22 protein-coding genes are annotated in these 22,196 nt (G+C 55.0%); 14 read left to right on the forward strand and 8 right to left on the reverse strand.

The window, feature by feature from the left end:
- The first annotated feature begins 120 nt into the window (after nucleotides 1-120).
- On the forward strand, nucleotides 121-735 hold the full coding sequence (locus Q0W94_RS10675; protein ID WP_297758875.1) for a histidine phosphatase family protein: 615 nt from the start codon (nucleotides 121-123) through the stop codon (nucleotides 733-735).
- A gap of 86 nt (nucleotides 736-821) precedes the next feature.
- On the opposite strand, the gene Q0W94_RS10680 is transcribed toward Q0W94_RS10675, so the two are convergent.
- From Q0W94_RS10680 to Q0W94_RS10690, 3 genes are all read right to left on the reverse strand, one after another.
- Nucleotides 822-1,091: a hypothetical protein gene (locus Q0W94_RS10680; RefSeq protein ID WP_297758877.1), complete on the reverse strand. Its 270-nt coding sequence runs from the start codon at nucleotides 1,089-1,091 to the stop codon at nucleotides 822-824.
- Nucleotides 1,092-1,420: 329 nt separating this feature from the next.
- Nucleotides 1,421-2,035, reverse strand: a complete 615-nt coding sequence (locus Q0W94_RS10685) for a hypothetical protein (RefSeq protein ID WP_297758880.1) — start codon at nucleotides 2,033-2,035, stop codon at nucleotides 1,421-1,423.
- Nucleotides 2,036-2,046: 11 nt separating this feature from the next.
- On the reverse strand, nucleotides 2,047-3,801 hold the full coding sequence (locus Q0W94_RS10690) for an RDD family protein (protein WP_297758883.1): 1,755 nt from the start codon (nucleotides 3,799-3,801) through the stop codon (nucleotides 2,047-2,049).
- A 219-nt stretch (nucleotides 3,802-4,020) separates the two neighbouring features.
- Here Q0W94_RS10690 and Q0W94_RS10695 point away from each other — a divergent pair, with 219 nt between their 5' ends.
- From Q0W94_RS10695 to Q0W94_RS10710, 4 genes are all read left to right on the forward strand, one after another.
- A complete protein-coding gene (locus tag Q0W94_RS10695) occupies nucleotides 4,021-5,073 on the forward strand; it encodes an adenosine deaminase (protein ID WP_297758886.1) in 1,053 nt (350 codons plus the stop codon).
- A gap of 9 nt (nucleotides 5,074-5,082) precedes the next feature.
- A complete protein-coding gene (leuD, locus tag Q0W94_RS10700; protein ID WP_297758887.1) occupies nucleotides 5,083-5,673 on the forward strand; it encodes a 3-isopropylmalate dehydratase small subunit in 591 nt (196 codons plus the stop codon).
- Nucleotides 5,674-6,049: 376 nt separating this feature from the next.
- Entirely contained in the window at nucleotides 6,050-6,790 is a 741-nt protein-coding gene (locus Q0W94_RS10705; protein ID WP_297758891.1) for an FHA domain-containing protein, read from the forward strand.
- Between the two features lie 242 nt (nucleotides 6,791-7,032).
- Entirely contained in the window at nucleotides 7,033-7,359 is a 327-nt protein-coding gene (locus Q0W94_RS10710; protein ID WP_297758894.1) for a 2Fe-2S iron-sulfur cluster-binding protein, read from the forward strand.
- A gap of 124 nt (nucleotides 7,360-7,483) precedes the next feature.
- Here Q0W94_RS10710 and glmS read toward each other — a convergent pair whose 3' ends face one another.
- Nucleotides 7,484-9,364, reverse strand: a complete 1,881-nt coding sequence (gene glmS, locus Q0W94_RS10715; protein WP_297762426.1) for a glutamine--fructose-6-phosphate transaminase (isomerizing) — start codon at nucleotides 9,362-9,364, stop codon at nucleotides 7,484-7,486.
- A 40-nt stretch (nucleotides 9,365-9,404) separates the two neighbouring features.
- Nucleotides 9,405-9,710, reverse strand: a complete 306-nt coding sequence (locus Q0W94_RS10720) for a hypothetical protein (RefSeq protein WP_297758897.1) — start codon at nucleotides 9,708-9,710, stop codon at nucleotides 9,405-9,407.
- Between the two features lie 351 nt (nucleotides 9,711-10,061).
- On the opposite strand from Q0W94_RS10720, the gene Q0W94_RS10725 reads away from it, so the two are divergent.
- Entirely contained in the window at nucleotides 10,062-11,555 is a 1,494-nt protein-coding gene (locus tag Q0W94_RS10725) for a UDP-N-acetylmuramoyl-L-alanyl-D-glutamate--2,6-diaminopimelate ligase (protein WP_297758900.1), read from the forward strand.
- Between the two features lie 41 nt (nucleotides 11,556-11,596).
- Nucleotides 11,597-13,069: a helicase C-terminal domain-containing protein gene (locus Q0W94_RS10730; protein ID WP_297758903.1), complete on the forward strand. Its 1,473-nt coding sequence runs from the start codon at nucleotides 11,597-11,599 to the stop codon at nucleotides 13,067-13,069.
- Here the strand turns inward: Q0W94_RS10730 and larE are convergent.
- Nucleotides 13,041-13,853 carry an ATP-dependent sacrificial sulfur transferase LarE gene (gene larE / locus Q0W94_RS10735; RefSeq protein ID WP_297758905.1) on the reverse strand — a complete coding sequence of 271 codons (813 nt, stop codon included), beginning with the start codon at nucleotides 13,851-13,853 and terminating at the stop codon, nucleotides 13,041-13,043. The two genes, Q0W94_RS10730 and larE, sit on opposite strands and share 29 nt — an antisense overlap.
- Nucleotides 13,854-14,005: 152 nt before the next feature.
- On the opposite strand from larE, the gene psb30 reads away from it, so the two are divergent.
- Nucleotides 14,006-14,146, forward strand: a complete 141-nt coding sequence (psb30, locus tag Q0W94_RS10740) for a photosystem II reaction center protein Ycf12/Psb30 (protein ID WP_011057084.1) — start codon at nucleotides 14,006-14,008, stop codon at nucleotides 14,144-14,146.
- Here psb30 and recJ read toward each other — a convergent pair.
- Complete coding sequence (gene recJ / locus Q0W94_RS10745; protein ID WP_399372410.1) at nucleotides 14,109-16,436, reverse strand: single-stranded-DNA-specific exonuclease RecJ; 2,328 nt, start codon at nucleotides 16,434-16,436, stop codon at nucleotides 14,109-14,111. The two genes, psb30 and recJ, sit on opposite strands and share 38 nt — an antisense overlap.
- Nucleotides 16,437-16,606: 170 nt before the next feature.
- On the opposite strand from recJ, the gene Q0W94_RS10750 reads away from it, so the two are divergent.
- The 3 genes from Q0W94_RS10750 to Q0W94_RS10760 all read left to right on the forward strand — a co-directional run bounded on the left by Q0W94_RS10750 (nucleotide 16,607) and on the right by Q0W94_RS10760 (nucleotide 20,004).
- A complete protein-coding gene (locus Q0W94_RS10750) occupies nucleotides 16,607-18,208 on the forward strand; it encodes an iron uptake porin (protein WP_297758912.1) in 1,602 nt (533 codons plus the stop codon).
- A gap of 73 nt (nucleotides 18,209-18,281) precedes the next feature.
- Nucleotides 18,282-19,022: a DUF561 domain-containing protein gene (locus tag Q0W94_RS10755; RefSeq protein ID WP_297758915.1), complete on the forward strand. Its 741-nt coding sequence runs from the start codon at nucleotides 18,282-18,284 to the stop codon at nucleotides 19,020-19,022.
- Entirely contained in the window at nucleotides 18,982-20,004 is a 1,023-nt protein-coding gene (locus Q0W94_RS10760) for an RsmB/NOP family class I SAM-dependent RNA methyltransferase (protein WP_297758918.1), read from the forward strand. Before Q0W94_RS10755 ends, Q0W94_RS10760 begins: the two co-directional genes overlap by 41 nt.
- Here Q0W94_RS10760 and Q0W94_RS10765 read toward each other — a convergent pair.
- Entirely contained in the window at nucleotides 19,926-21,035 is a 1,110-nt protein-coding gene (locus Q0W94_RS10765) for a hypothetical protein (protein ID WP_297758921.1), read from the reverse strand. The genes Q0W94_RS10760 and Q0W94_RS10765 overlap by 79 nt on opposite strands.
- 144 nt (nucleotides 21,036-21,179) lie before the next feature.
- Here Q0W94_RS10765 and Q0W94_RS12415 point away from each other — a divergent pair, with 144 nt between their 5' ends.
- Genes Q0W94_RS12415 through Q0W94_RS10780 form a run of 3 tightly spaced genes read left to right on the forward strand, consistent with a single transcriptional unit; the run spans nucleotide 21,180 to nucleotide 22,191 of the window.
- Nucleotides 21,180-21,362, forward strand: a complete 183-nt coding sequence (locus Q0W94_RS12415) for a DUF3417 domain-containing protein (RefSeq protein ID WP_399372412.1) — start codon at nucleotides 21,180-21,182, stop codon at nucleotides 21,360-21,362.
- A 53-nt stretch (nucleotides 21,363-21,415) separates the two neighbouring features.
- Nucleotides 21,416-21,721, forward strand: coding sequence for a nucleotidyltransferase domain-containing protein (locus Q0W94_RS10775; RefSeq protein WP_297758926.1), 306 nt, complete (start codon nucleotides 21,416-21,418; stop codon nucleotides 21,719-21,721).
- On the forward strand, nucleotides 21,715-22,191 hold the full coding sequence (locus tag Q0W94_RS10780; RefSeq protein ID WP_297758930.1) for a hypothetical protein: 477 nt from the start codon (nucleotides 21,715-21,717) through the stop codon (nucleotides 22,189-22,191). Before Q0W94_RS10775 ends, Q0W94_RS10780 begins: the two co-directional genes overlap by 7 nt.
- Nucleotides 22,192-22,196: the final 5 nt, after the last annotated feature.

The following is a 22,196-nucleotide window of genomic DNA, read 5'->3' on the forward strand; positions in this document are numbered from 1 at the left end:
TACGCAGTCAGGAAATATGAATAAATTTGAGGCTAAGGATAGAGTGCAAGCACACAGTACGATAATTTTAGCCATCAGGGGTTACACTTGCCAATTGCTGCCCTGGGGGAGAGCTACACAATGCGTTTAATTTTGATTCGTCATGGAGAAGCTGTTGGCAATGATTCGGGCGTCATGCTTGGACGGCAAGATGTGCCCCTCACAGAACGGGGACGGCAGCAAGCCCTTGCCCTGCGGGAAAAACTCCCCCGACCGAATGCCATTTACACCAGTCCGCTGCAACGCTGCTACGATACAGCTAGGCTGATGAATCCCTGTCCCGACTTAAAAATTCAAGAGCTAGCGGAGTTGATTGAAATTGATCAGGGAATTTTTACAGGACTGACCTGGGCACAGGCACAGGCACAATATCCCGACCTCTGTGCAGAACTGGAAGGGAGCGCTTACCTGATTCCAGTCGCCGAAGCCGAGTCAATGGCCATGGCTTGGCAGCGGGCAAAACAGGCTTGGAAACAACTGCGACGCCACAGCGATCAGGACTGCGTTTGGTGTGTTAGTCATGGCGGTTTTTTGCAGTGCCTTATTAGTGTTGTGCTGGGGAGCGATCGCCTCTGGGGGATGGAGATTCCCCCCGCCGCTTGGTTCGACTTCTCAGTACGGGTGGATTTAGATGGACGCTTTGAAGCGGAAAATACCCGCTGGTGGCGCATCAATGCCTTCAATCAGTTCCCCTAGCCATCCAGCCGTATTAGGTTGTCAACAAACTGCAATGGGCGCAACTAGGGTAAAGATCGGCGCAAGCAAAACACTGAGGCCCTCAGCTAAGGAATTGTTACCCAGCATGCTGCTTCAAATTCATCAACTAAACGAAAGCGTTGAAATGTTCCTCGGCCGCTTTGGCGATCGATCCAGATGGGGAGGCTAATTAGACCGCGGTTGTCCTTAGTGAGCCAGTGGATCGAGCCGTCGTTGTCACGATAGAGGCGGATGCCATTCACCAGTGCCCAGGATTCTCCTAGACTGAGCCCCCCAAAGCGAGCGATTTGAGCGGGGGTGGAAAGGGCGATCGCCACCCGGTCGGCGAGCTTCACTGTCCCCACTTCCTCCCTGGAATCAATCCGAACAACTACTTTCAAAGTGGAAAAGAATTTCCTCCTCTGAAGGTGTTGCTGGCAGAGACACGCGCTTGGGTATTTACGAGGGGCGATCGATTGCTGCAATCGATGTTTAGCGGACAATCAACCACCCTAGGCAGCAACCGTTGCCGATCTATTCCTGTATTTTTGCCCTTTAGCAAAGCAACTCATTACTATCATGACTAGAAACTATCATGACTAGAAGATGCCAGTTCAATAGCCCAATTGGGGCAAGGAGACATCATCCCTTGGCGTTCTTCTAGGGTGAGGGGCCGCAACACTCTCTAAGGATTGTTGCGCCACTGAAAACTGCGTTTCCATGCGGGCGATCGCGGGGGCAATTCCTGCAAGGAGGCTGTTACATGGTTAAACACCTCCTCCATTACTGGTAGGGGCACTTGATCCTGAACCTCCAAGAGAAGCGCCAGCCGCTGTCCCCCCTGTAGCTGCAGGAAGTACAACTCTTGGTGAATCGGTCGTGGCACTGGCAAATAGCGCACTTCACCGCGCAGGCGCCGTCCCAAAATAGCTCGCTCCACTGGTGCCGATGTGGTGGCAGGGGAGCCCCCCAGTTGGGTAAAGCGCAGCCAATTGCCCAACTCCTGATCCGAGAGACCCCCTAGGACTTCATCTATTTTGGGTAGAGCAATTAGGCTCACCATGAACTCATGCTCTCCCGGGACAGCATTGGCGGGATAAACCACAGCAACACCATTCTCACCAAAAGCGATAGGGGGCGAAAATGGCAGGGGTGTTTCAAAGGACAGCCCCAGCAGTTGATGGCGTTGGGGGACAGGGGCAACAGTCTGAACTGTCGGTTCACTCGCCCGCCCGATGAGCAGGGGAAACGCCCCCAAAAGGGCCAGACTACAACAACCAAGGGTCAGCAGCAAACGCATAAACTTTCACACTAGGGGGATGATTGATGTTGTTGCCGATAGGCAATGTATAGACCCTCTAGGAAGTCTTCGGCGCTCAGGGAGGGCCAGTGGGCGGGATAGGTGGGCAGCAACAGGGGTTCTACTTGTTGGCGCAGCTCTTCAGCCGCTTGATAACGACCCACAGGACTCAGGCGATCGCGACTATTGAGGTAGTTCCGTACTAGGAGATAGTGTTCCGGCATCATCTGTTCCCAGTGGGCGAGCGATCGCAACTCCTGCACCCAAGCCGCCTGTGGTTGCCGAAGGCTTGTCCCTTGGGGTGCGAACCGCGTCGCCTGTTCATCTTGAATCACCAAGGTACCCGCCACCATATCTCCTAGGCGTTTTTCTGATCGAGATAACGTCACCAGAAATGCCCCTATACCCAAAAAAGCAAAATCAACGGATTGCAGCAAACTGCGCAGCGTCGCCTGCCGCAGACCAATGGGGCGGCCATCATCCTGAACAACCCGAATTTCTGCATATCGCTTGCCGGGGGTTTGTCCCTGCCAATAGGTTTCAAAGAAAATGTAATAGCCGTTGTAGAGGGCAAAGATCACCAATAGGTAAATGCCCAAACTCCAAGCTTCAATACTCTGGCCACTGGCGGGTAGCACCCCAATCAGCCACGGGTAAAGGGCATAAAAATAGATGTACCCCGCTGCCAGCGAAAAGAGCACAAGGGTGGTGTAGAGAATCACCTGATCAATGAGCCAAGCTAGAACACGGCTGCCGATTCCCCCAAGGGCAAAGTCCAATTCAATGCTTTCGGGCGTGCGTAATGTTACCCGCCGCAACCAACGCAAGGGGTTGACCGCTTCAGGGCGCACTTGAAACGCTGCTCCTTCATTGCGTACCGGCAGATCCCAGTAGAGAACTGCCTTGATCCCTTGCCACAGGGGCAGGAGCACAACCGCCACAAAGAGGCCAGCAACCGGAATAATCACCACACTATTGAGAATACTGCCAAGGAGATGGGCGGGAATGGTTGCCAGGGAAGCAACAAAAAACACTGTCAGGGTATGCCATGCCTGTCCCTGCGTCAGTTGCCAACTGCGGCGAATGGACTTGAGGGGCGTACATTCCGGTTCAAGAGCCAAGACCACATCAACGAGGGAAAGCCGCGCCACAAAGTAGCTAATGACCAGCAGCGCCAGGAGCACTAGCAACAGGATGCCGAGGAAAAAACTTAAAAAGAAGAGATCTCTTGCGGGTTCAGTTTGAATATTTCGCTCCAGCAATTGCACTAAAGGCGATCCCACCAAATAAAGTAAGTAGCCGATCGCCCCCAAGACCATATAAACCAAAAGCAAAATAAAGCTGACAATCAGAGTAGCCAGCAGATAATTCCACATCTTGGGAAAAATGAAGCCGCGGGCTTCCGATTCCGATTCCTCAAGGGCAGTGAGAGCAGCATAGATACAGCGAGAAAGCAGGGCACCACTGGCCATCAGCCGCGTCCAACCAAAGAGATAAAAAGGCACAGCGACAAGGATACCAATGCCCCCAAGCAAGAGAAACAGGGCAACATTATTGATTGCTCCAGCGAGAATCCCGCCAACAATCAGGGCCACAGCGACGATCAGCACGGCGGCAATGGTGAGCAGAAAAAACCACGCATGGGCAAAAAGGCTCAAAAGAAAATAGCGGTTGCCCCGATGCCGGTATAGTTCCAAAGCAATCGTCACCACATTGCCACTCGAGAGAGAATGGGGAAGCCGTCCTCGCTGTTGAAAAGGCCACATTCGCAATACCCAACCAACTGGCAATCAAAACGATCCTAACGTTTGCACCTAGCGATCCCTGCGGCACTCTTGTAAAATTTGTTAACATTAGAACAATTTAACCCGTCTTTTCTTCGTTCATCGCTGTTTTTGTTCTGTTCTTGATGGCTGAGGTGTGGGCATTGACCCCTCTGGCCAGTGGAGGTATTGGTTGCGTTTTGGCTAGTTCAAGGAGCACGTATGGCACTGTACGCAGAACTACATCGACATTTGGGTGGCTCAGTAGTACCGCGGATCCTTTGGCGGTATTTTCAGCGCAACGATCGCTCCCTTGCGGATCGCTTTCCCGACTATGAGGAATTTGAAGCCTTTTATACTCGCCCCCGCCAATCCCTCGAAGAATACCTCGAACTCCACACCCTAGTGGAGAGTGTGCAAACACCACAAACCTTGCCCTATTTCATTTTTCGTTTGATTCGCGGCGCCTATATTTTTGAAAATTTGGCCTACTTGGAGTTGCGCTATACTCCCTACCTGCGCACGGATCCGCAGCGGTCCCAGAGCGATCGCATTGAGCAGATGGCAGACATTGTCAAAACCGTGGGTCTAGCTTGCCAAGTGCCCGAGTACCCGATTGTGACTAGCCAAATTCTCTGTATGCACACGCGGCTACCCTATGCCGTCAACCGTGCCATCGTTGATCTGGCGGCCAGTTTGCCCCAGTTTGTCTGTGGCATTGATTTGGCCGGGGGGGATAGCGTCTATGGCGATCGCCTAGCGGAATTTATTGACCTCTATGCCTATGCCCGCGATCGCGGTCTGAAAACCACGGGTCACCTCTACGAAACAGTGAATGGCTGCTATCCCGAACTGCTGCCCTACCTACAACGCATTGGCCATGGCATTCAAATTCCGCTGCGCTACCCAGAGCTGCTCAAGGAAGTTGCTGCTGCCGGTCAATGCCTTGAAGTGTGCCCCACCACCTATTTTCAAACGGGCACCCTTGAGAGCTACGAACAGTTGCGGCTGATTTTTGAACGCTGCTTTGAGGCAGGGGTGGATGTGGCCATTTGTACCGATAATGCAGGTCTGCATAATGTGCGGCTGCCCTTTGAGTACGAAAACTTGCTGACCTATGACATCCTGAACTTCAAGGAATTGCAAGCCTGTCAGGAAGCGGCTTTTCGCCATGCCTTTGCTTGGCCCCATCCGCAACCGCCGACCCTGCTCCTGAGTAACCTGCTTCAGAACAATTCCCCTCAAACTGCCCTTGCCGGCTGCGGCATCCAGTAAGATAGGCCTATGAGCAAGATTGAACGCATTACAGGGCGGGGCCTTCCCCTGCGCGGCAACGATATTGATACCGATCGCATTATTCCAGCGCGGTTTCTCCGCTGTGTCACCTTTGATGGCCTCGGAGAACACGTTTTTGCTGACGATCGCCAGGCGGGGCAGCACCCCTTTGACCGGCCTCAATACCAAGGGGCAAGGATTTTGGTGGTGAATGCCAATTTTGGCTGTGGCTCGAGTCGTGAGCACGCCCCCCAAGCGATCGCCCGTTGGGGCATTCAAGCAATTGTCGGCGAAAGCTTTGCTGAAATTTTTGCGGGGAACTGCTTGGCGATGGGGGTTCCCTGTCTGACGGCAGCCCCAGAACAGGTACAGGCGCTGCAAACGCTCTTAGAGAATCAGCCCAGTACAGAACTGACCCTAGACCTGCACGCCCTGACCCTGACGGCGGGGGATCAAGTGATTGCCCTAACCGTGGCGGAAAGTGCCCGACAAATGCTCATTTCTGGTCAATGGGATGCCTGCGGTCAGCTCTTGGCCCATCGTGACAAAATCCACGAAGTAGCAGCGCGACTACCCTATGTGCAGTGGGCCATTCGGTGATGTACTCCCGACGCTCCTGCTGACGGATTGATCTATTGATCTGTTGATACAGTTGATACATTAGAGGGGGTCGCTCAGGGACTTCTACTACTACATCGGGTATTTCCTGAGCTTGAAGGAGGGGATGCCCCATCGCTGATAGTGACTGCCCCATGAGGGAAATTTAGCTAAGAAGCCGCTTAAAATGTGATCAATATCACAGCAACCCTAGGCAAAACCGGCCAAGGTAGAAGTAAGCACGCAATCTAGACCAGTTGTTGAAGTGTCACGTTTTGTAACGTTATGCCTGCCCTAAATGAAGCGGAAGGCGGAAGGTATTGAGATTTGCAGAGGGAATGATTTCTTGAGGGCTATTGAGACACAGGGGAGAGATAGAATGAGCGGCCGGCAGCAGGAACGTCATGTCTTGATTTTGAATACGGTCGGTGGGCGGCGGGCGATCGCCCTTGAGGCAGCGGCCTACTCCCTTGGGCGCGATGAGAGTAATGCCATTGTTATTGATTTTGAAACGGTTTCCCGCCAGCACGCCATTCTCCTGCGGGTCCCTGTCCCCGGCACCACCAGCTATCGCTATCGTTTGGTGGATGGCAATGCCAATGGTAAACCCAGTACCAATGGCACTTTTGTCAATGGCAGGCGCATTAGCAGTCATGAATTGCAACACGGCGATGTCATTCTCTTTGGCCGTAAAGCCAAGGCCTCCTATCTCCTGCTCTCCATGGCGGATACGGAGTTTAGCCAATATCTGCAATCCATTGCTTTCCAAAGCATTAAATCCGATCTGCGGGGTGCAAAGGAAACCCTGGTGGGGGTGGAGCTAAGTGGCGAACTGCGGCGAACCCCCAACCGTGAGTTGGTGGCAGCCGGAGCCACCCAGTTACACCCTGAACTTGAACCAGCAAAAGATACGTTGTCTAGTGAGAGCGACAGCGAGGCAAAGGGAAACCACAAAGAAACCCTCCATGAAAAAGAAAGCCAAGGAGCAAAAACTAACCTCGTGGCTCTAGGGGCGATCGCCCTTGTGGTTGTTGCCATTACCATAGGAGCGGTCTGGAGAGCAGGCCTCTCCCCCAATCAACTGCAGGGATCACCGCCTGCCAGCTCAAGCCGCAACTAGCTTAACCCAGATCCTTACATCGCTTTGATAAATAGTTTCAAAGTATAAACAATCCCGTATAATCGTTGCTCCCCTGAGTCCCTTTGCTAAAATGAAACCAATAATGGAATGCATTCCACAACTACCTGGGAGGTTGCGATCGCTCTCAAACTATGAGTTATAAATCATCAGTTACAAATCATGAGTTAAGCGGACAAACATACAAGGTATCTTAAAATCAAGTCAACGTTAGGAGACACTAAATGACAAAGCGGGATCATAGCAAAGTTTATAATGTAACACTGGTCAACGAAGCAAAGGGCCTCAATAAAACGATTCGGGTTCATGCCGACGAGTACATTCTCGATGCAGCGGAAGCCCAGGGTATTCCTCTGCCCTACTCCTGCCGTGCTGGCGCCTGTGTCAACTGCGCCGGTCGCATCATCAAAGGGACTGTGGACCAGTCAGATCACTCCTTCTTGAAACCCAAGGAGCTGGATGCTGGCTTTGTGCTGCTGTGTGCCGCCTATCCCACATCGGATTGCGTGATCTCAACCCACGAAGAAGACAATTTACTGAACTTAGCTTAGTTTTTGCCTCAACGTTGCTGTTGAGGAGTGGCGGCACGTCAGTTTTACAGGTTTCCCTCCAGCCGAGGGGAGCTGATATGATAATAATTAATTCTTAATTATTAATTCTTAATTCCTGAAGAGGCTACTCAACGGTTACTGACTTGGCAAGATTGCGGGGTTGATCTACATCTAAACCGCGGCGGTTAGCAATGTGGTAAGCCAGAAGTTGTAGGGGCATGACCGTCAGGAGAGGGGAGAGCAGCTCATCAACCTCCGGCACGGGTAAGAGGTTATCAAAGGTGTGCTGGGCTTCGGCCTCGTCAAGGGGGGTAACACCAATAAGGCGAGCATCACGAGCTCGGGCTTCTTGGGCATTGGAGAGGACCTTTTCAAAGACACTGCCGGGCATAGCGATCGTGACCACCGGCACTTTGGCATCGAGGAGAGCGATCGGGCCATGTTTCATCTCACCCGCAGGATACCCCTCGGCATGGATATAGCTAATTTCTTTAAGTTTAAGGGCACCCTCAAGGGCAATGGGAAAATTGATTCCGCGTCCCAAAAAGATAAAGTCTTGGGTTTCAGAAAAATCATGGGAGAGGGTTTCAATGTAGCGTTCTTGGCTCTCTAAAATTTGCTCCATCTGGGCGGGCAATTGCCGCAACCCAGTCACCAGTTCCGCTAACCGGGAGCGATCGCAAGACTGCCGCTGCCACGCCAACTCTAGGGTGAGCAGATAAAAAGCCATCAGTTGGGCAACAAAGGTTTTGGTGGCCGCCACACCAATTTCAATACCGGCGCGGGTATCAATAATGTGGGGCACCAGATGCCCTAGAGTACTTTCGGGCCGATTGGTAATCCCTAGCAAACGAGGTTGGAGAGCGCCATCAAGGCCTTGGCGGCGTTTTAGCTCCATCTCTAGGGCGGCAAGGGTGTCTGCGGTTTCCCCAGACTGGGTGACACCAATGGTGAGGGTATGGGGTAGCAGGGGCGGCGGTGCATAGCGAAACTCTGAGGCGTATTGCACACTGGTGGGAATCTGAGCCAGCTGCTCAAGCAGATATTTGCCCACCAGGCCGGCGTGCCAACTGGTGCCACAGGCAACAATTTGAATGTGCTGTAGACTATCCAGCAGACTGGGAGGGAGAGTTAGTTGCACAGGACTAAAGGGACTGTCTGCATGCCAATCGGCTCGCAAATAGTTCTCTAAACAGGCGCGTACCACCCCCGGTTGCTCATAGATTTCCTTGAGCATGTAGTGCTTAAAGCCCTGCTTTTCCACCATCACAGGGTTCCAGTTGAGGGTGCGGGGGGTTTTGCGCAGTCGCTGTCCTGCAAAGTCATAGACCTCAACCCCAGTGGGCGTCAGCCGAGCCAGTTCGCCATTTTCCAGCGGCAACACCGCACGGGTATAGGGAATGATGGCTGGGGTATCCGAGGCACAGAAAAACTCCCCTTGGCCAAAACCAATCACCAGAGGAGCCTGTTGCCGTGCCACGATCAATTCATCCGGGTAGTCTGCACAGATAACGGCAATCGCAAATGCGCCTTCCAATTGATGTACCGCTTGGCGTACCGCCTCTAGGAGGCCATTGGCGGTGACGGTCTCAGGCAAGGCTTCGGCAATCAGGTGGGGGATGACTTCTGTATCGGTTTCCGAGCGAAAAATGTGCCCCCGCGCCTGGAGCTGCTCCCGCAGTTCGCGGTAGTTTTCAATGATGCCATTTTGCACCACGGCTAGGCGATCGCGACTGTCACGATGGGGGTGGGCATTGTGTTCCTCTGGTTTGCCGTGGGTCGCCCAACGGGTGTGGCCAATGCCGACATGGGCAATAAGGTCCAGCCGTTCAACCTTCTCCACCAGGTTCTGGAGTTTGCCCTTGGCGCGCACACAGAGGAGTTCGCCCTCATTGAGGGTGGCAATGCCAGCGGAATCATAGCCCCGGTATTCCAGCTTTTGCAGCCCTTGGAGTAGGACTTGCGCCGCTTGCTGGGGGCCAATATAACCAACAATGCCACACATAATTTTATAGACCTCGTCATCTGAGAGAAATAGGGGTGCTCTAACGACGGCTGGCAAACTGGGGCAGTTCCACCTGTGGTTGTTGCCGGGGGGGTCGTGAACGGGTAGCAAAGCGTTCTTTGGTCAATTCGGCTTGCCAAGGTTGAATGCCAATCGGTTGAATCGAAGGGCGATGGGAAACTCCTGATATCGTGATCCTGTCTAAGGGTTTTGAGGCGGGTCTGGAGGAAATCTCAACTCCCTGAATTGTCCTGTGCCAGGAGGTTTCGATCTGGCGGCGAGAGTTGGCGATCGCGTGCCATTCTTGCTCATCAATGTTCCACTCTACTTTCTGCCACTCACTCATCACCCAACACCCACACGTTGATGACATGTTGTTATTCGGATTTTTATGAACTAGATTATCGGAATTTTAACAAAAGGCAAGCTTTGGGCAAAAATTGTCACAGGATGCCAGAGAGACAGCCTGTCACTCCCGTCACCTGCTGTGTTGAGCAATTACGCCAATCCACTAGCATCCATGCGGTTTCAGGGCAACTCAAGACACTTCAGAAACTGGCACGTGCCTTGCCAGGGGCTTGACCCCCTCGCAGAATTCCCCATCTGGGGAGCGGGGTAAGTTGTTTTCGTATCTTTTACAGACGAGTGCCGTAGTGCCACAATACCCTAAACAGCCTATCACTGGAGATGCACAGCCATGAACCTGCGGGAACTCCTGACAGCGGCAGCGATTACACCGGGTTTTGAGCATCCTGCCCTCGATCAAGAGGTGACATCCCTGAGTACGAATTCCTGGGAGTGTGAGCATGGCTCGTTGTTTATTGGTATGCCCGGCACACGGGTGGAGGGGGGCAATTTTTGGCCGAGTGCCTTGGCGGCAGGGGCGATCGCCGCGGTGGTGTCTCCCCAAGCCAAACCCGGTGAGGGAGATGCCTGTGTAATTGTGGTGCCCGATATTGAGCGTGCCTGTGGTCGGCTCGCGGCTGCTTTTTATAATTACCCCAGTCAACATCTCAGCCTGCTAGGGGTTACGGGTACAAACGGCAAAACAACCACCACCCACTTGGTGGAACATCTCCTCAACAGTGTCGGCTTGCCAACAGCCCTTTTGGGGACGCTCTACAGTCGGTGGCCAGGACACTGTGAGGTGGCCAGCCATACGACGCCCTTTGCGGTGACCCTTCAGGCGCAATTGGCCGCCGCCGTGGCAGCAGGCTGTCGCTTTGGGGTGATGGAGGTCAGTTCCCATGCCTTAGCGCAGGATCGGGTGTGGGGCTGTCAGTTTGAGGTGGCGGCTTTTACTAACTTGACCCAAGATCACCTAGACTATCACCGCGATTTGGAGGACTATTTTGCGGCTAAGGCCAAGCTCTTTAGCGCTGACTACCTGAAGGGTCGAGCAATTCTCAATGGGGATGATCCCTTTGGCCAGCGACTGGCTCAGCAGTTGTCCCGCGATCGCTACTGGACCTATGGCCTAAGCGAGGATGCCGATTTTCGAGCTGCGAATCTCAACTATCGCATCAATGGCGTGACGGGCACGGTTCATACCCCCCTCGGCAGCGGCACCCTAGACTCGCCGTTGGTGGGACAGTTTAATGTGGCCAATGTGCTGGCAGCGATCGCTATGGCAGCAGCGGTAGGGCTCCCCCTTGACGCGATGCTCGAGGCCCTGCGTGACTTTCCAGGGGTACCGGGGCGCATGGAGCAGGTGCGCCTTGACCCAGAACAGGACATTACCGTTGTCGTGGACTATGCCCACACCCCTGATAGCCTTGAAAACCTGCTGAGGGCGGCTCGTCCCTTTATTCCTGGCAAACTGATCTGTGTCTTTGGCTGTGGGGGCGATCGCGATCGCAGCAAACGTCCCCAAATGGGAGCTATTGCCGCTCGCTTGGCGGATCAAGTAGTGGTCACCTCGGACAATCCCCGCACTGAGAATCCACAGCGCATTCTCGCTGACATCCTTGCCGGTATCCCACCCGCAACAGCGATGATTGTTGAGGGCGATCGCCGCCAAGCTATTCGCCAAGCCATTCTGAGCGCCGCCCCCGGCGATGGCGTGATTATTGCCGGTAAAGGCCATGAGGACTACCAAATTCTCGGTACCGAAAAAGTGCACTTTGACGATCGCGAGGAAGCCCGAAATGCCCTGAAGGAGCGACTCAAACAACCACGGCAGGGGGGCTAACATGCCACAATAGGGGATTGTTGTTCCAAAGCGAGCAGAGTGTGATTGAGGCAGAGGTTCACCAGCAATTACGGGCATTTTTACGCAGCAGTGGCGATCGCCGGTGGCCTCACCATCTCACCTTGGCGCGGTTAGTGGCCCGTGCCCTGCGGCTGCGGCGGGGGTGTTTACTTCAGGTCAGCCAGCGGGCGGTGTTACAACATCGCTATGGCCTGAGTTATCTGTTGCCGCTGCTGTTGTATTCTGAACCTGCCCTGCTAGTCGTCCCCCAGGAGCGACTAACACGACTACTGCACCAAGAAATTCCTGAACTGCTCACCTTCCTTGCCGTCACCAAACCAATTCAGCATAGCCACTGCCCGCCGCCAGTGTTTGAGGGGGTGCTCGTGATGAACCTCGAAGACTGGTGTCGCCAAGCCACGCCCCACCCCAACGTTGTCACGATTATTGATGGCATCGAAGCCTTGCCCCAAATTGCCCAGCAGCAGATGACCTGCACAATTACCACCAGCGATTGGGAGCATTTGAAACTAGCGATTCCCAGTGCCGTTGGTGCCATTCGCCAAGTTTATGCCCAGTTGGTGCAACACCTCTTTCAGCGGCCTCAGAATCCCTATGGCGACTATCTACTCACCTGCACAGAACAGCAACCCCTCCTTGATCTGCTCCATCCATGGCCGCAGTCGCTGCCTCCCCAATGGTCGCAATTGCGGGACTACCTCAACCGCAGTGACACAGTCATCTGGGGACGCCGCCATCCCACGGTAGGCTACTTTACCCTCCATGGCCACCCCCTGAATTTGCGTCCCTATTTTCAGGACATTTGGCGCCAAGCCCCCTTTGTCCTCATTGGCAGCGGACCGGACACAGAGCCGCCCCTGGCCTATGTGCAGCAGGAACTAGGGATTGCGCCCCAAACGACGATTAAATTTGCCAGCGATCGCCACAGTGAAGCCATTACCCTTGCGATCGCCGAAGACTTACCCCTACCCAATACCCCAGAATTTGCCCCGGCGGTTTTGCGGCGTCTCTACGATCTCATTGGCATGATTGGCCATCAACGGGCGGTGATCCTGGTCAGCGATGTGCCCCTGCGGGAACAGTTGGCCACCCAATTGGCTGCCCTCTACGGTTCACGGGTACAGGTGGAGACGACGACCCTTGAGACGAACACGATTTTAGTAACGGGGGAAACCTTTTGGCTGCGTCATGGGGCCCAATTGCCCTGCCCGGCGCTATTGGTCTTGACGACGTTGCCCTTCCCCTCCCCGGAAAAAGCAGTGGTGAGTGCCCGCATTGAATGGCACAAACGGCAAAAACAAGACTGGTTTCGTCAGTATCTCTTGCCCGAGTGCTTGACGGTGCTAGATCGTGCCCTTGCCCCTGTACGTCAGGATGATACCTTGGTGGCCATTTTGGATCGGCGGCTGACAGAGCGCAGCTATGGCCGCGAAATTCTCCAGAGTCTCAGTCCCTACAACCGCATCAGGGATCGCGCCCAAGCGCGGCATTGAGTTTGCCGCTGCGAAAGCCCTCCAGATCCAAAGTGACATAGGTAAAGCCAAGGGACTGAAAGTGATTCACCAGTTGCTCAAGATCCGTCATCGTTACAAAGTCAGCAATCTGCTGTTGGGGCACCTCAATGCGAGCGGTATCGCCATGACTGCGAACACGACACAGTTCCCAGCCCTGCTTGCGCAGGTAGTATTCGGCATTGCCCACCCGTTGTAGCTTGGCAAGGGTAATTTCTTCACCGTAGGGAAAGCGCGAACTGAGACAGGGTTGGGCGGGTTTATTCCACCAGGGCAGCCCTAGGGATTTGGCAATTTCTCGCACTTCTAGCTTGCTAATGCCGACTTCGGCTAGGGGCGATCGCACCCCGCGTTCTTTGGCCGCCGCAATGCCCGGACGATAGTCTTGGAGATCATCAGCGTTCACCCCATCAAGAACATACTCATAGCCCCAAGCCTGCGCCAGTTCCCGCAGGCGATCGTGGAGTTCACTTTTGCAAAAGTAGCAGCGATTCACGGGGTTAGTGGCGTAGTTGGGGTTCTCCAGTTCGTGGGTTTCAATGAGTTCGTGGCGAATGCCAATGGCCGCTGCCTGAATGCGCGCATCCTCTAGATCCGCTGGCAATAGGGAAGGGGACACGGCCGTGACCGCCACAGCGCGATCGCCCAAGACATCCTGAGCAACCTTGGCCACGAGGGTACTATCAATGCCACCGGAGTAGGCAATCAGGGCTCGATCCAGTTGACCAATGAGATCGCGTAAGGCCGCTAGTTTGTCCACGCCCATCACCGACCAATTTTCTGAGAATTCTGCTTCTACAGTGTAGCTTAGGGATGGGAGCAGAAGGCTGAGGCAGCCGTTGCCAAACGCTGCGAGTGCTCCCCCCTGCTCTAAAATAAAATCACAAACTGATAACCGCTGATTACTCGGGAGAACCTATGGGAATTTTCAATGGTATTATTGAGTTTCTTAGCAATATCAACTTTGAAGTCATTGCCCAACTCACCATGATTGCCATGATTGGCATTGCAGGGCCAATGATTATTTTCCTGTTGGCCGTGCGTCGCGGCAATTTGTAAGCCATTTCTTTTTCAAAGCTTTGGCAGTCCCCCACGTTTGCGCTAACCGGGCCAAATCCTTGGCCTGCAGCTGATACCAGCGTTGCAATCGTGCCAGTTCTTCGGTCATGCTCAGGGTGGGGGCAAATTCTTCGCAGCCATAGCCCAGATGGCGTAGGATCGCGACCAGCGTACAGGGGGCAATCCAATAGGTCTGACTCCAGGCTAAAAGATTTACTTTAGTCCCTGCGGTGGCCTTGAGCTCATTTTGAATCGAAAGGATGAGGGTTGGTAGGGGGGCGATCGCGGGTCGTTGGTTTCCGACATAGACGATTTCGGGCTGGGCAATGGCCAATAGCCAACGCAAATGGGTCCAAGAGGGCGGCAGCGACCAGAGGATGAGGGTACGACAGCGATCGCGGGGGCGATCGTAATGAATCCTGGCCGTGGTCAAGTTGGGCGGTACCTCAGGGCGGCCATAGCCATAGAGCAAGACAGGGTCGCGCAACTGCGGTAGGAGCGTTGTCAAAGGTGGTAGGGGTTGCCAACTGGGAAGCGGGTGACTCGGTGGCTCGGGGACGTCCCACGCCAGTGAGGGTTTGATGCCCTTCAGTTCGAGTTCCAACTGGGTTTCGCCATTCCAAGTGTGGGCTGTGAGGTGATAGGCAATATCTACCCTGGTCGGCAACGGCAACAATGGTCCCCAGCGCCAAGCCTTGGCGGTCATCTGCTGCCCATTCTGCTCTAGGGTGAGTTTCAGGTGCTCCCCCTGCTGACCCATGGGCGTTTGTTCGCGGATCTTGACCCCGCGACTGCAGAAAATAGGCTGAGGATTCTCACTGCCAAAGGGTTGCAATTGCTCCACTTGAGTGTAAAAGTCCCAGGTCAGTTGCGCAAAGGAGATTTCGGCATCAAGGGTGACCAGGGGACGCAGATCCTCGGGCTTGAGACAGGTTTGGGCAAAGGCCCGCAGGCGATCGCGCCAAGCTGCTAAATGCTCCGCCCGGAGGCTAAATCCGCCGGCCGCCTTATGACCGCCATATTTCAACAGCAAGTCCTTGGTTGCCTCAAGAGCCTCAAAAACATGGAATTCTGGAATACCGCGAATTGAGCCACGAATTGTCGTCTCATCTTCATAGGTGCCAATAAACACAGGTACGCCGTAGCGCTCCACAAGACGGGAGGCCACAATGCCAATGACCCCATGGTGCCAGTTGGGCTGGACAATCACCAAAACCCACTCCTGTTGGGGATCAAAAGCCGTCTCTTCGAGGTGGGCGATCGCCGCCGCTTCAATCTCGGCACAGAGATCCTGACGGCGACGGTTAGTTGCCTCACAGAGGGCTGCCAGCTTCTGAGCCCGGGCTGGATCATCCGTTGTTAACAGTTCAATCACCACTTGCGGATCCCCAATTCGGCCGATGGCATTGATCCGTGGTCCGAGGCGAAACCCGATGGCGGTGGGTTTCAAAGAGGCCTCCTGCTCAGGCAAACAGCGCGCCATCTGCATCAGCGCTTGGACGCCCACCAGGGGAGAGGTGGGAAGGGTTTGCAATCCCTGCTTGACCCAGCGGCGATTCACCCCCGTCAAGGGAGCCAGATCGGCAATTGTGCCCAGGGTACACAGCTCCCGCAAAGGCCGCACCAGTGGCCGCCAGTTGCCCAATCGCTGTGCCAGGGACACAGCAAGGATATAGGCCATCCCCACCCCCGCGAGGGTATGGTAAGGAGAGGTCGGGGAAACGAGTTTTGGATTGAGAATGGCATGGGCAGGCGGCAGTTGCGGCGGCACATCGTGGTGATCCGTCACAATTACCGTCAGTCCCAGTTCCCGCGCCTTAAGAATAGGTTGGAGGGCAGCAATGCCGTTGTCCACGGTGAGAATCAGTTTGACGCCCCGGTCGTAGCACTCCTGCACAATCCGCTCATTGATGCCATAGCCTTCATGCAGGCGCGAGGGAATTTCATAGTCAATGTCTGCTCCCAGATGGCGCAGGGCACGCAACAGCAGGGCGGTACTCGTCATGCCATCAGCATCGTAATCGCCACAAATAGTCATCTTGTCACCGTGGGCGATCGCCCGTTGCAGCAATTCCACCGCTAAATCCAGGTCAGGAAAGACTGTGTTGGGCGGCGGTAGCTCTAGGGTTTCCGGTTCGAGAAACGCCCGTACGGCTGTAGGGGTTGTGAGACCCCGCCGCAAATAAATTTCCGCCAGCGATGAGGGGCAACCCAGCGCCCGCCTCAAGGCGTCACGACACTCAGGATCAATCGGTGGCAAGAGCCAACGTTGCCGGGGAAGAACACCCATGATGCGGAGGGGGGAGATAGGAAAAGCGACAACCCCAATGCTAACTTGAGCATGGCTTTGGTTGACACCCTGAAAAAGTAGAATGATAATCATTACAAATCACTCCAGTTCTTATTTAGCCTGGGTGAACTCCCCAGGCAGTCTTTTGGTGTGAGGCTAGGAGGGCAGTTATGGCAAAATCCCTAACAGCAGTCATCGTGGGTGCTCTTGGCATCAACGTTTTCCTCCTGAATTCAGGAGTTTTTGCTCAGACACTGAATCCACTGCGGGCAAGTGCCAGCATAGGACAGGTGACCTCTGTATCACAGCTTTCTGATGTACGTCCCACCGATTGGGCCTACCAAGCCCTTGCTGCTTTAGTGGAAAAATATGGTTGTATTGCCGGCTATCCCGATGGCACCTTTCGCGGCAACCGCGCCCTGACGCGGTTTGAAATGGCGGCGGCTTTAAATGCCTGCCTCGATGTAATTAGCGATCGCTTTGCCAGCAAAGAAGATCTCGCTACAGTGCAACGGCTCTCTCAGGAATTTACTGCCGAATTAGCCACGCTTCGCGGGCGGGTAGATCAGCTGGAAGCGCGTACTGCCAACCTAGAAGCTCAGCAATTCTCCACAACCACCAAGTTATCCGTGGATGCCGTGATGGCCTTTCAAGCCGGTGGCAATACAGGCCAAGTAGTTGATCCCGTCACGGGGACTGTGTTTGCCGGGGGGGGCTATAACCCCACAGTGATCAGCCGTGTAGAACTGAACCTGAATACCAGTTTCCGCGGTACCGACTTGCTGACCACAACGCTGGAGGTGGGTAACAATGGCGTAGATACCTTTGGGCAAACGGGGATTGGTACCAACGGCCTCCTTGCCGGTGGTTCTGTGGATTATGGCGGTGTTGGAGCAGCTGCGAATCTATTTCGCCTTTTTTATACCTTCAAGCCCACGGCCGACTTGACAATCGGCATAGGCCCGCAGTTTTACCCCAGTGATATTGTGGATACCAACAGCTACGCTAACGATTCATTCACGGATTTTAGTTCCAACTTTTTTATCAACAATCCCCTGATTGTCCCCTTTGCCGTGAATGATCCCGGCGGCGCAGGGGTGAGTATTGAATGGAACCCAGGAGGAGGGTTCTTTACCCTGCGCAGTGTCTATGTTGCCGCCACTGCCAACGCCCCCGGCGGTGTAGCCACAGGGGGGGGCCTGTTTGGCGATCCCTATCAGGGAACTGTGGAATTGGAGTTTGCGCGCGCCTTTGGGGCCAATGAACAAAACAATTTTGCTGTTCGCCTGCAATACACCAACTCCTCGACCTTGAACATCTCCCAAAATGCAGGTGGGGTCAATGCGGAACTGTCCCTGGGCAAGTTTGGCCTCTTTGGGCGCTATGCCTACTCCGATATGAAGCTCTATGGGGATGGAGCCACCATTAATGGCCTAGGGCCCTTTGCCGTCGAGCCGGGTGCCCTTGTCATTCCTGCCGGTGGGCAAGTGAATACTACGGCGCACACATGGATGGTCGGCCTTGCCTACCGGGATTTGCTCACCGAGGGGTCGCTATTGGCGGCGGCCGTGGGCCAGCCCTTTATTAATTCGTTGCCCTCAGCCCCGCAAGTTAATGATGCCACCCAAACGAACTATGAACTCTTTTTCCGCTATCCCCTGAGCGACAATATTTTAATTACACCGGTGTTTATGGCGATAACCAATGCCCACAATCGCTCTGACAGCAGTCCCCTTTTGCAGGGGCTGATCCGCACCACATTTAGCTTCTAGGAAAAGGCCTCCAGTTGTTGTGAAACGGGCGGTAGGATAAAAAAATGCACAATTATGGAACACTTCAAAGTCTATGCTGCATCCGCGTTTAGCTGCTGCCTTTGAGCAGCGTTCGGCTCTCAAGATCATCAGTGGCCTGAACAACTTTGATCGCGATCGCGTGCGGGCGGTCGTGACCGCCGCCGATCAGGGGGGCGCCACCTTTGTGGATATGGCTGCCGATCCTGAACTGGTGCGCCTTGCAAAGGAATTAACAACGCTGCCGGTCTGCGTGTCGGCGGTGGAGCCCTTGCAACTGCTGCAGGCGGTTGCTGCGGGTGCCGATTTGGTGGAAATTGGCAACTACGATAGTTTCTACGCCCAAGGGCGGGTGTTTAGTGCCGAGGAAGTCCTGGCCTTGACGCGCCAAACTCGTGAGCTGCTGCCCCAGATCATGCTGTCGGTGACGGTGCCCCATACGCTGCCTTTAGATCAACAGGTTGCCCTGGCTGAGGCCTTGGTGGCCGCTGGTGCCGATGTGATTCAAACGGAGGGGGGAACGAGTAGCCAGCCCCACCACGGTGGCACCTTGGGCCTGATTGAAAAAGCAGCACCCACATTGGCAGCCGCCTATGAAATTTCCCGTGCTGTTTCGGTGCCGGTGCTGTGTGCTTCGGGGCTTTCGACGGTGACGATTCCGCTGGCGATCGCCGCTGGGGCGGCGGGTGTCGGGGTTGGTTCTGCCGTCAACCAACTCAATAGTGAAGTGGCCATGGTGGCCAGTGTGCGCGCCCTTGCCGAAGCGGTCAACGCTGCCATTGCCCTCCACCGCTAACCCTGTGGTCAACCCCTCTCGATTGGCGCTGGCCTGTGCGAATCGCCTTTTTGAGACGGCGGACAATCGGGAGCGGTTCCTCCAGGCCCTAATGACCCCCCCAGCTTATCCGGCCACTGTGCTTTGGTGTGGGGAGCCGGCTGCTTCACTACCTTTTGTGGCCTTACCGCCGCTGTCGTGGCAGCCCCCCTGGGTGAGCCGCTTTGTTGCCGGTAGTCCAACGGGTCAACACCCTCTCCATGCAGCCGGTGCCTATTATTGCCTAGATAGCTCCTCGGTGTTTGCGGCGGTTCCCCTACTCACCCTGCCCCAGGAGCCGTCCTTGGTGATAGATGTGTGTGCGGCGCCTGGCGGCAAGAGCCTCTTGGCGTGGCGATCGCTCCACCCTCGCTACCTCATCTGCAATGAGACCATTGGCAAGCGGGTAGGGATGCTCATTGGCAATCTCAAACGCTGTCGCGTCCACCCCGTAGGCGTCACTGCCTGGGATAGCGAAGTGCTGGCCACTGAATTCCAAGGTACCGCCGATGTCGTGATTGTGGATGCCCCCTGCTCTGGCCAATCCCTGCTGGCCAAGGGACAAAAAGCCGACGGCTGCTTTCATCCATTGACCATTCGCCACAACCAACGGCGACAAAAACGGATTCTAGCGGCGGCAACCGCCCTTGTACGCCCGGGGGGATGGCTGCTCTATAGCACCTGCACCTTTAGTCGGGAGGAAAACGAGGATGTGGCGGCTTGGCTCATGGCAAAGTTTCCGCAGTTGCTGCCTCAACCGGTGCCGGCACTAGCGGCCTATCAATCCCATCTAGCGGCATTCCCCTGCTATCGCCTATGGCCCCACCAGGGGGAAGGGGCGGGTGCCTTTACGATTCTCTGGCAACATCAGGGCAAGGGAGAAGCTCATCCCTTACCGGCATTGGCGGAACGTCGCGCCGTTGGCGATCGCTGGCGCTGGCACTCCAGTTCCCAACCGGCATAGGTGATGGCAGCAAAGGCATTTTGCTCTAAACACTGACCAAAAATGCGACTACTGGCGATCGCCGCGCGTCCCATTAATGTTGCTCCTAGAAGCTGCCCTTGGCGATTGATCACCACTTGCCCTAAACTCTGACCCTCAGGACTAAACTGCTGAATTTCCCAGCATTGAATCGGTCCCCTAAGATACTGCTGCGCTTGCCGCCCATTCCAACCCACACGAGCAATGGGCACAGGTAAGGCAATCCACCACGGTTGACGGTAGTAATCCAGGGGCATGGGTTTTCGCTGTAAAATCTGGCGGGCGATCGCAAAGGCCTCAAAGAACGTCAGAGAGGGCAAATGGTATCCCCGCTGCCAGCTGCCACAGGCATAGACTTGGGGATGACTCGTGCGCCCTTGGGGATTGATCCGCAACCACCCTTGAGCATCCCGCTGCAGGTGTTGCACATTCAAAGCAGTCGGATCAGGCGCTTTGCGCCTTCCCAGGAGCGGAACCCCCCAACCGAGACCACTTAGAGCAGCGTGCAGGCGATCGTTGAACCACGCATCTTCTGTCGTCACAACCGGCAGCCCCTCTCCGTCAGTATCAGGGGCGTTGCCAGACCAGTGGTGCCAACAGGCCCGCTCAATCCTGCTGAGGGCGTCCATATCATGAAAATCCATTGCCGCCGGCGCATCAAGGAGCAAATAGCCTCGCGCATAGAGGCGATCGCCCCCCACCTGAAAATGACAGCGTGGCCGCCAAACAAATTCCCCCACCCCTGTGATCAGATCTACCCCCACCAGTTCCAAAACCCTAGGGGCATAGCGTCGCTGGCCGTGGCCTAGGTGGGCTTGAAAGTGTTGCCAATGCTGAGCATCTAACGTCAGCGGCGGAAACTGCGATAACCACCAGCGTTGCCACTGCCATTGCCACTGCTCGTCAGGCGGGGGGATCACCAAGCCAATCCGCCCCAAAGGGGCACACCGATAGGCAATATCCAAAGCCAAGGGACTGGCCGCAACAATCAGCAAATCATAGTCAAAGCGCATAGGCAATTAAGATAGAAACGACGACACTGGCAGCCCCTATGAAGCCCACCCCCACCTTTAACGCTCATTCTCACCGGCGGCAACGTTTGGCACCCCCTGCGGGAACTGGCCTGCAACCTCTACTGGCTGTGGAACCCACAGGCGATCGCCCCCCTTTGCTGCCTCGACCCAACACTGTGGGAGCAAACACACCACAACCCGATCGCCCGCGGGGAAGACCTTCACCCAGATCATCTTTTGACGGCGGTTGCCGACAATGGCTCTTGGGCCCAGGTGGAACGGGTGATCGGCCAATTTCAAGAATATGCCCAGCCTGTGCAGGCGTAATCCTAGCAAACGCGCACCAACGCACCCCCCGGCGAGCGTAGGAGAGAATCAGGTTGCGATTGACAGATCGGCAAGTGCAGCAAATTTGCCAGATAGTGGCGGTGCTGGTGGGAACCGAGGCAGAGGTGTGGTTATTTGGTTCGCGGGTGGACGATCGCCAAAAGGGCGGTGATGTGGATTTGTTGATTCGGCTCTCCCAGCCCATTGAGAATCCTGCCCTTGTCAGTGCCCGCCTCGGAGCCAAAATCAGCCGTGCTATGGGGGGGCGTAAAGTGGATATTGTCCTCTGGGCACCCAATCTGCAGCGGCAGCCCATCCATGATTGGGCCCGCCAAACGGGAATTCGCTTGCAATGCTAAGTCCGCAACTTCAGGAACGGCTATATCACCTTTGCGAGCTAGTGGAGCGAGAAGTGGCACACCTACAGGTGACCGATCAACGCCTCTTTCAGGAACCCTTTACGGCAGCACGGGCGGCCCAGTTGGAGGAAGACATTGATCTTGCAGAGCGCGTAGATGCTTTTGTGGCGCGCTTTGGCCGCCTTCAAGATACCCTAGGAGGCAAGCTCTTGCCCGCCTATCTCGGTGCCTTTGGCGAACCGGTGGCGACGTTTTTGGAAAACCTTGACCGTGCTGAGCGGCTTGGCCTTGTGCCCGATGCAGAGGCTTGGTTTACCATGCGGCAACTGCGCAATCAAATGGTTTATGACTACATTCGAGATGCGGCTGTTTTAGCCACTAGTTTGCAAGCCGCCCATGAGTTTGTGCCTGTCTTAATTGAAACTGCTACTCGGTTGTGCCAACGCATCAAACAGGTGTCCTCCTTCTAAGCGGC

The sequence above is a fragment of the Thermosynechococcus sp. genome, from assembly GCF_025999095.1.
Lineage (GTDB): Bacteria > Cyanobacteriota > Cyanobacteriia > Thermosynechococcales > Thermosynechococcaceae > Thermosynechococcus.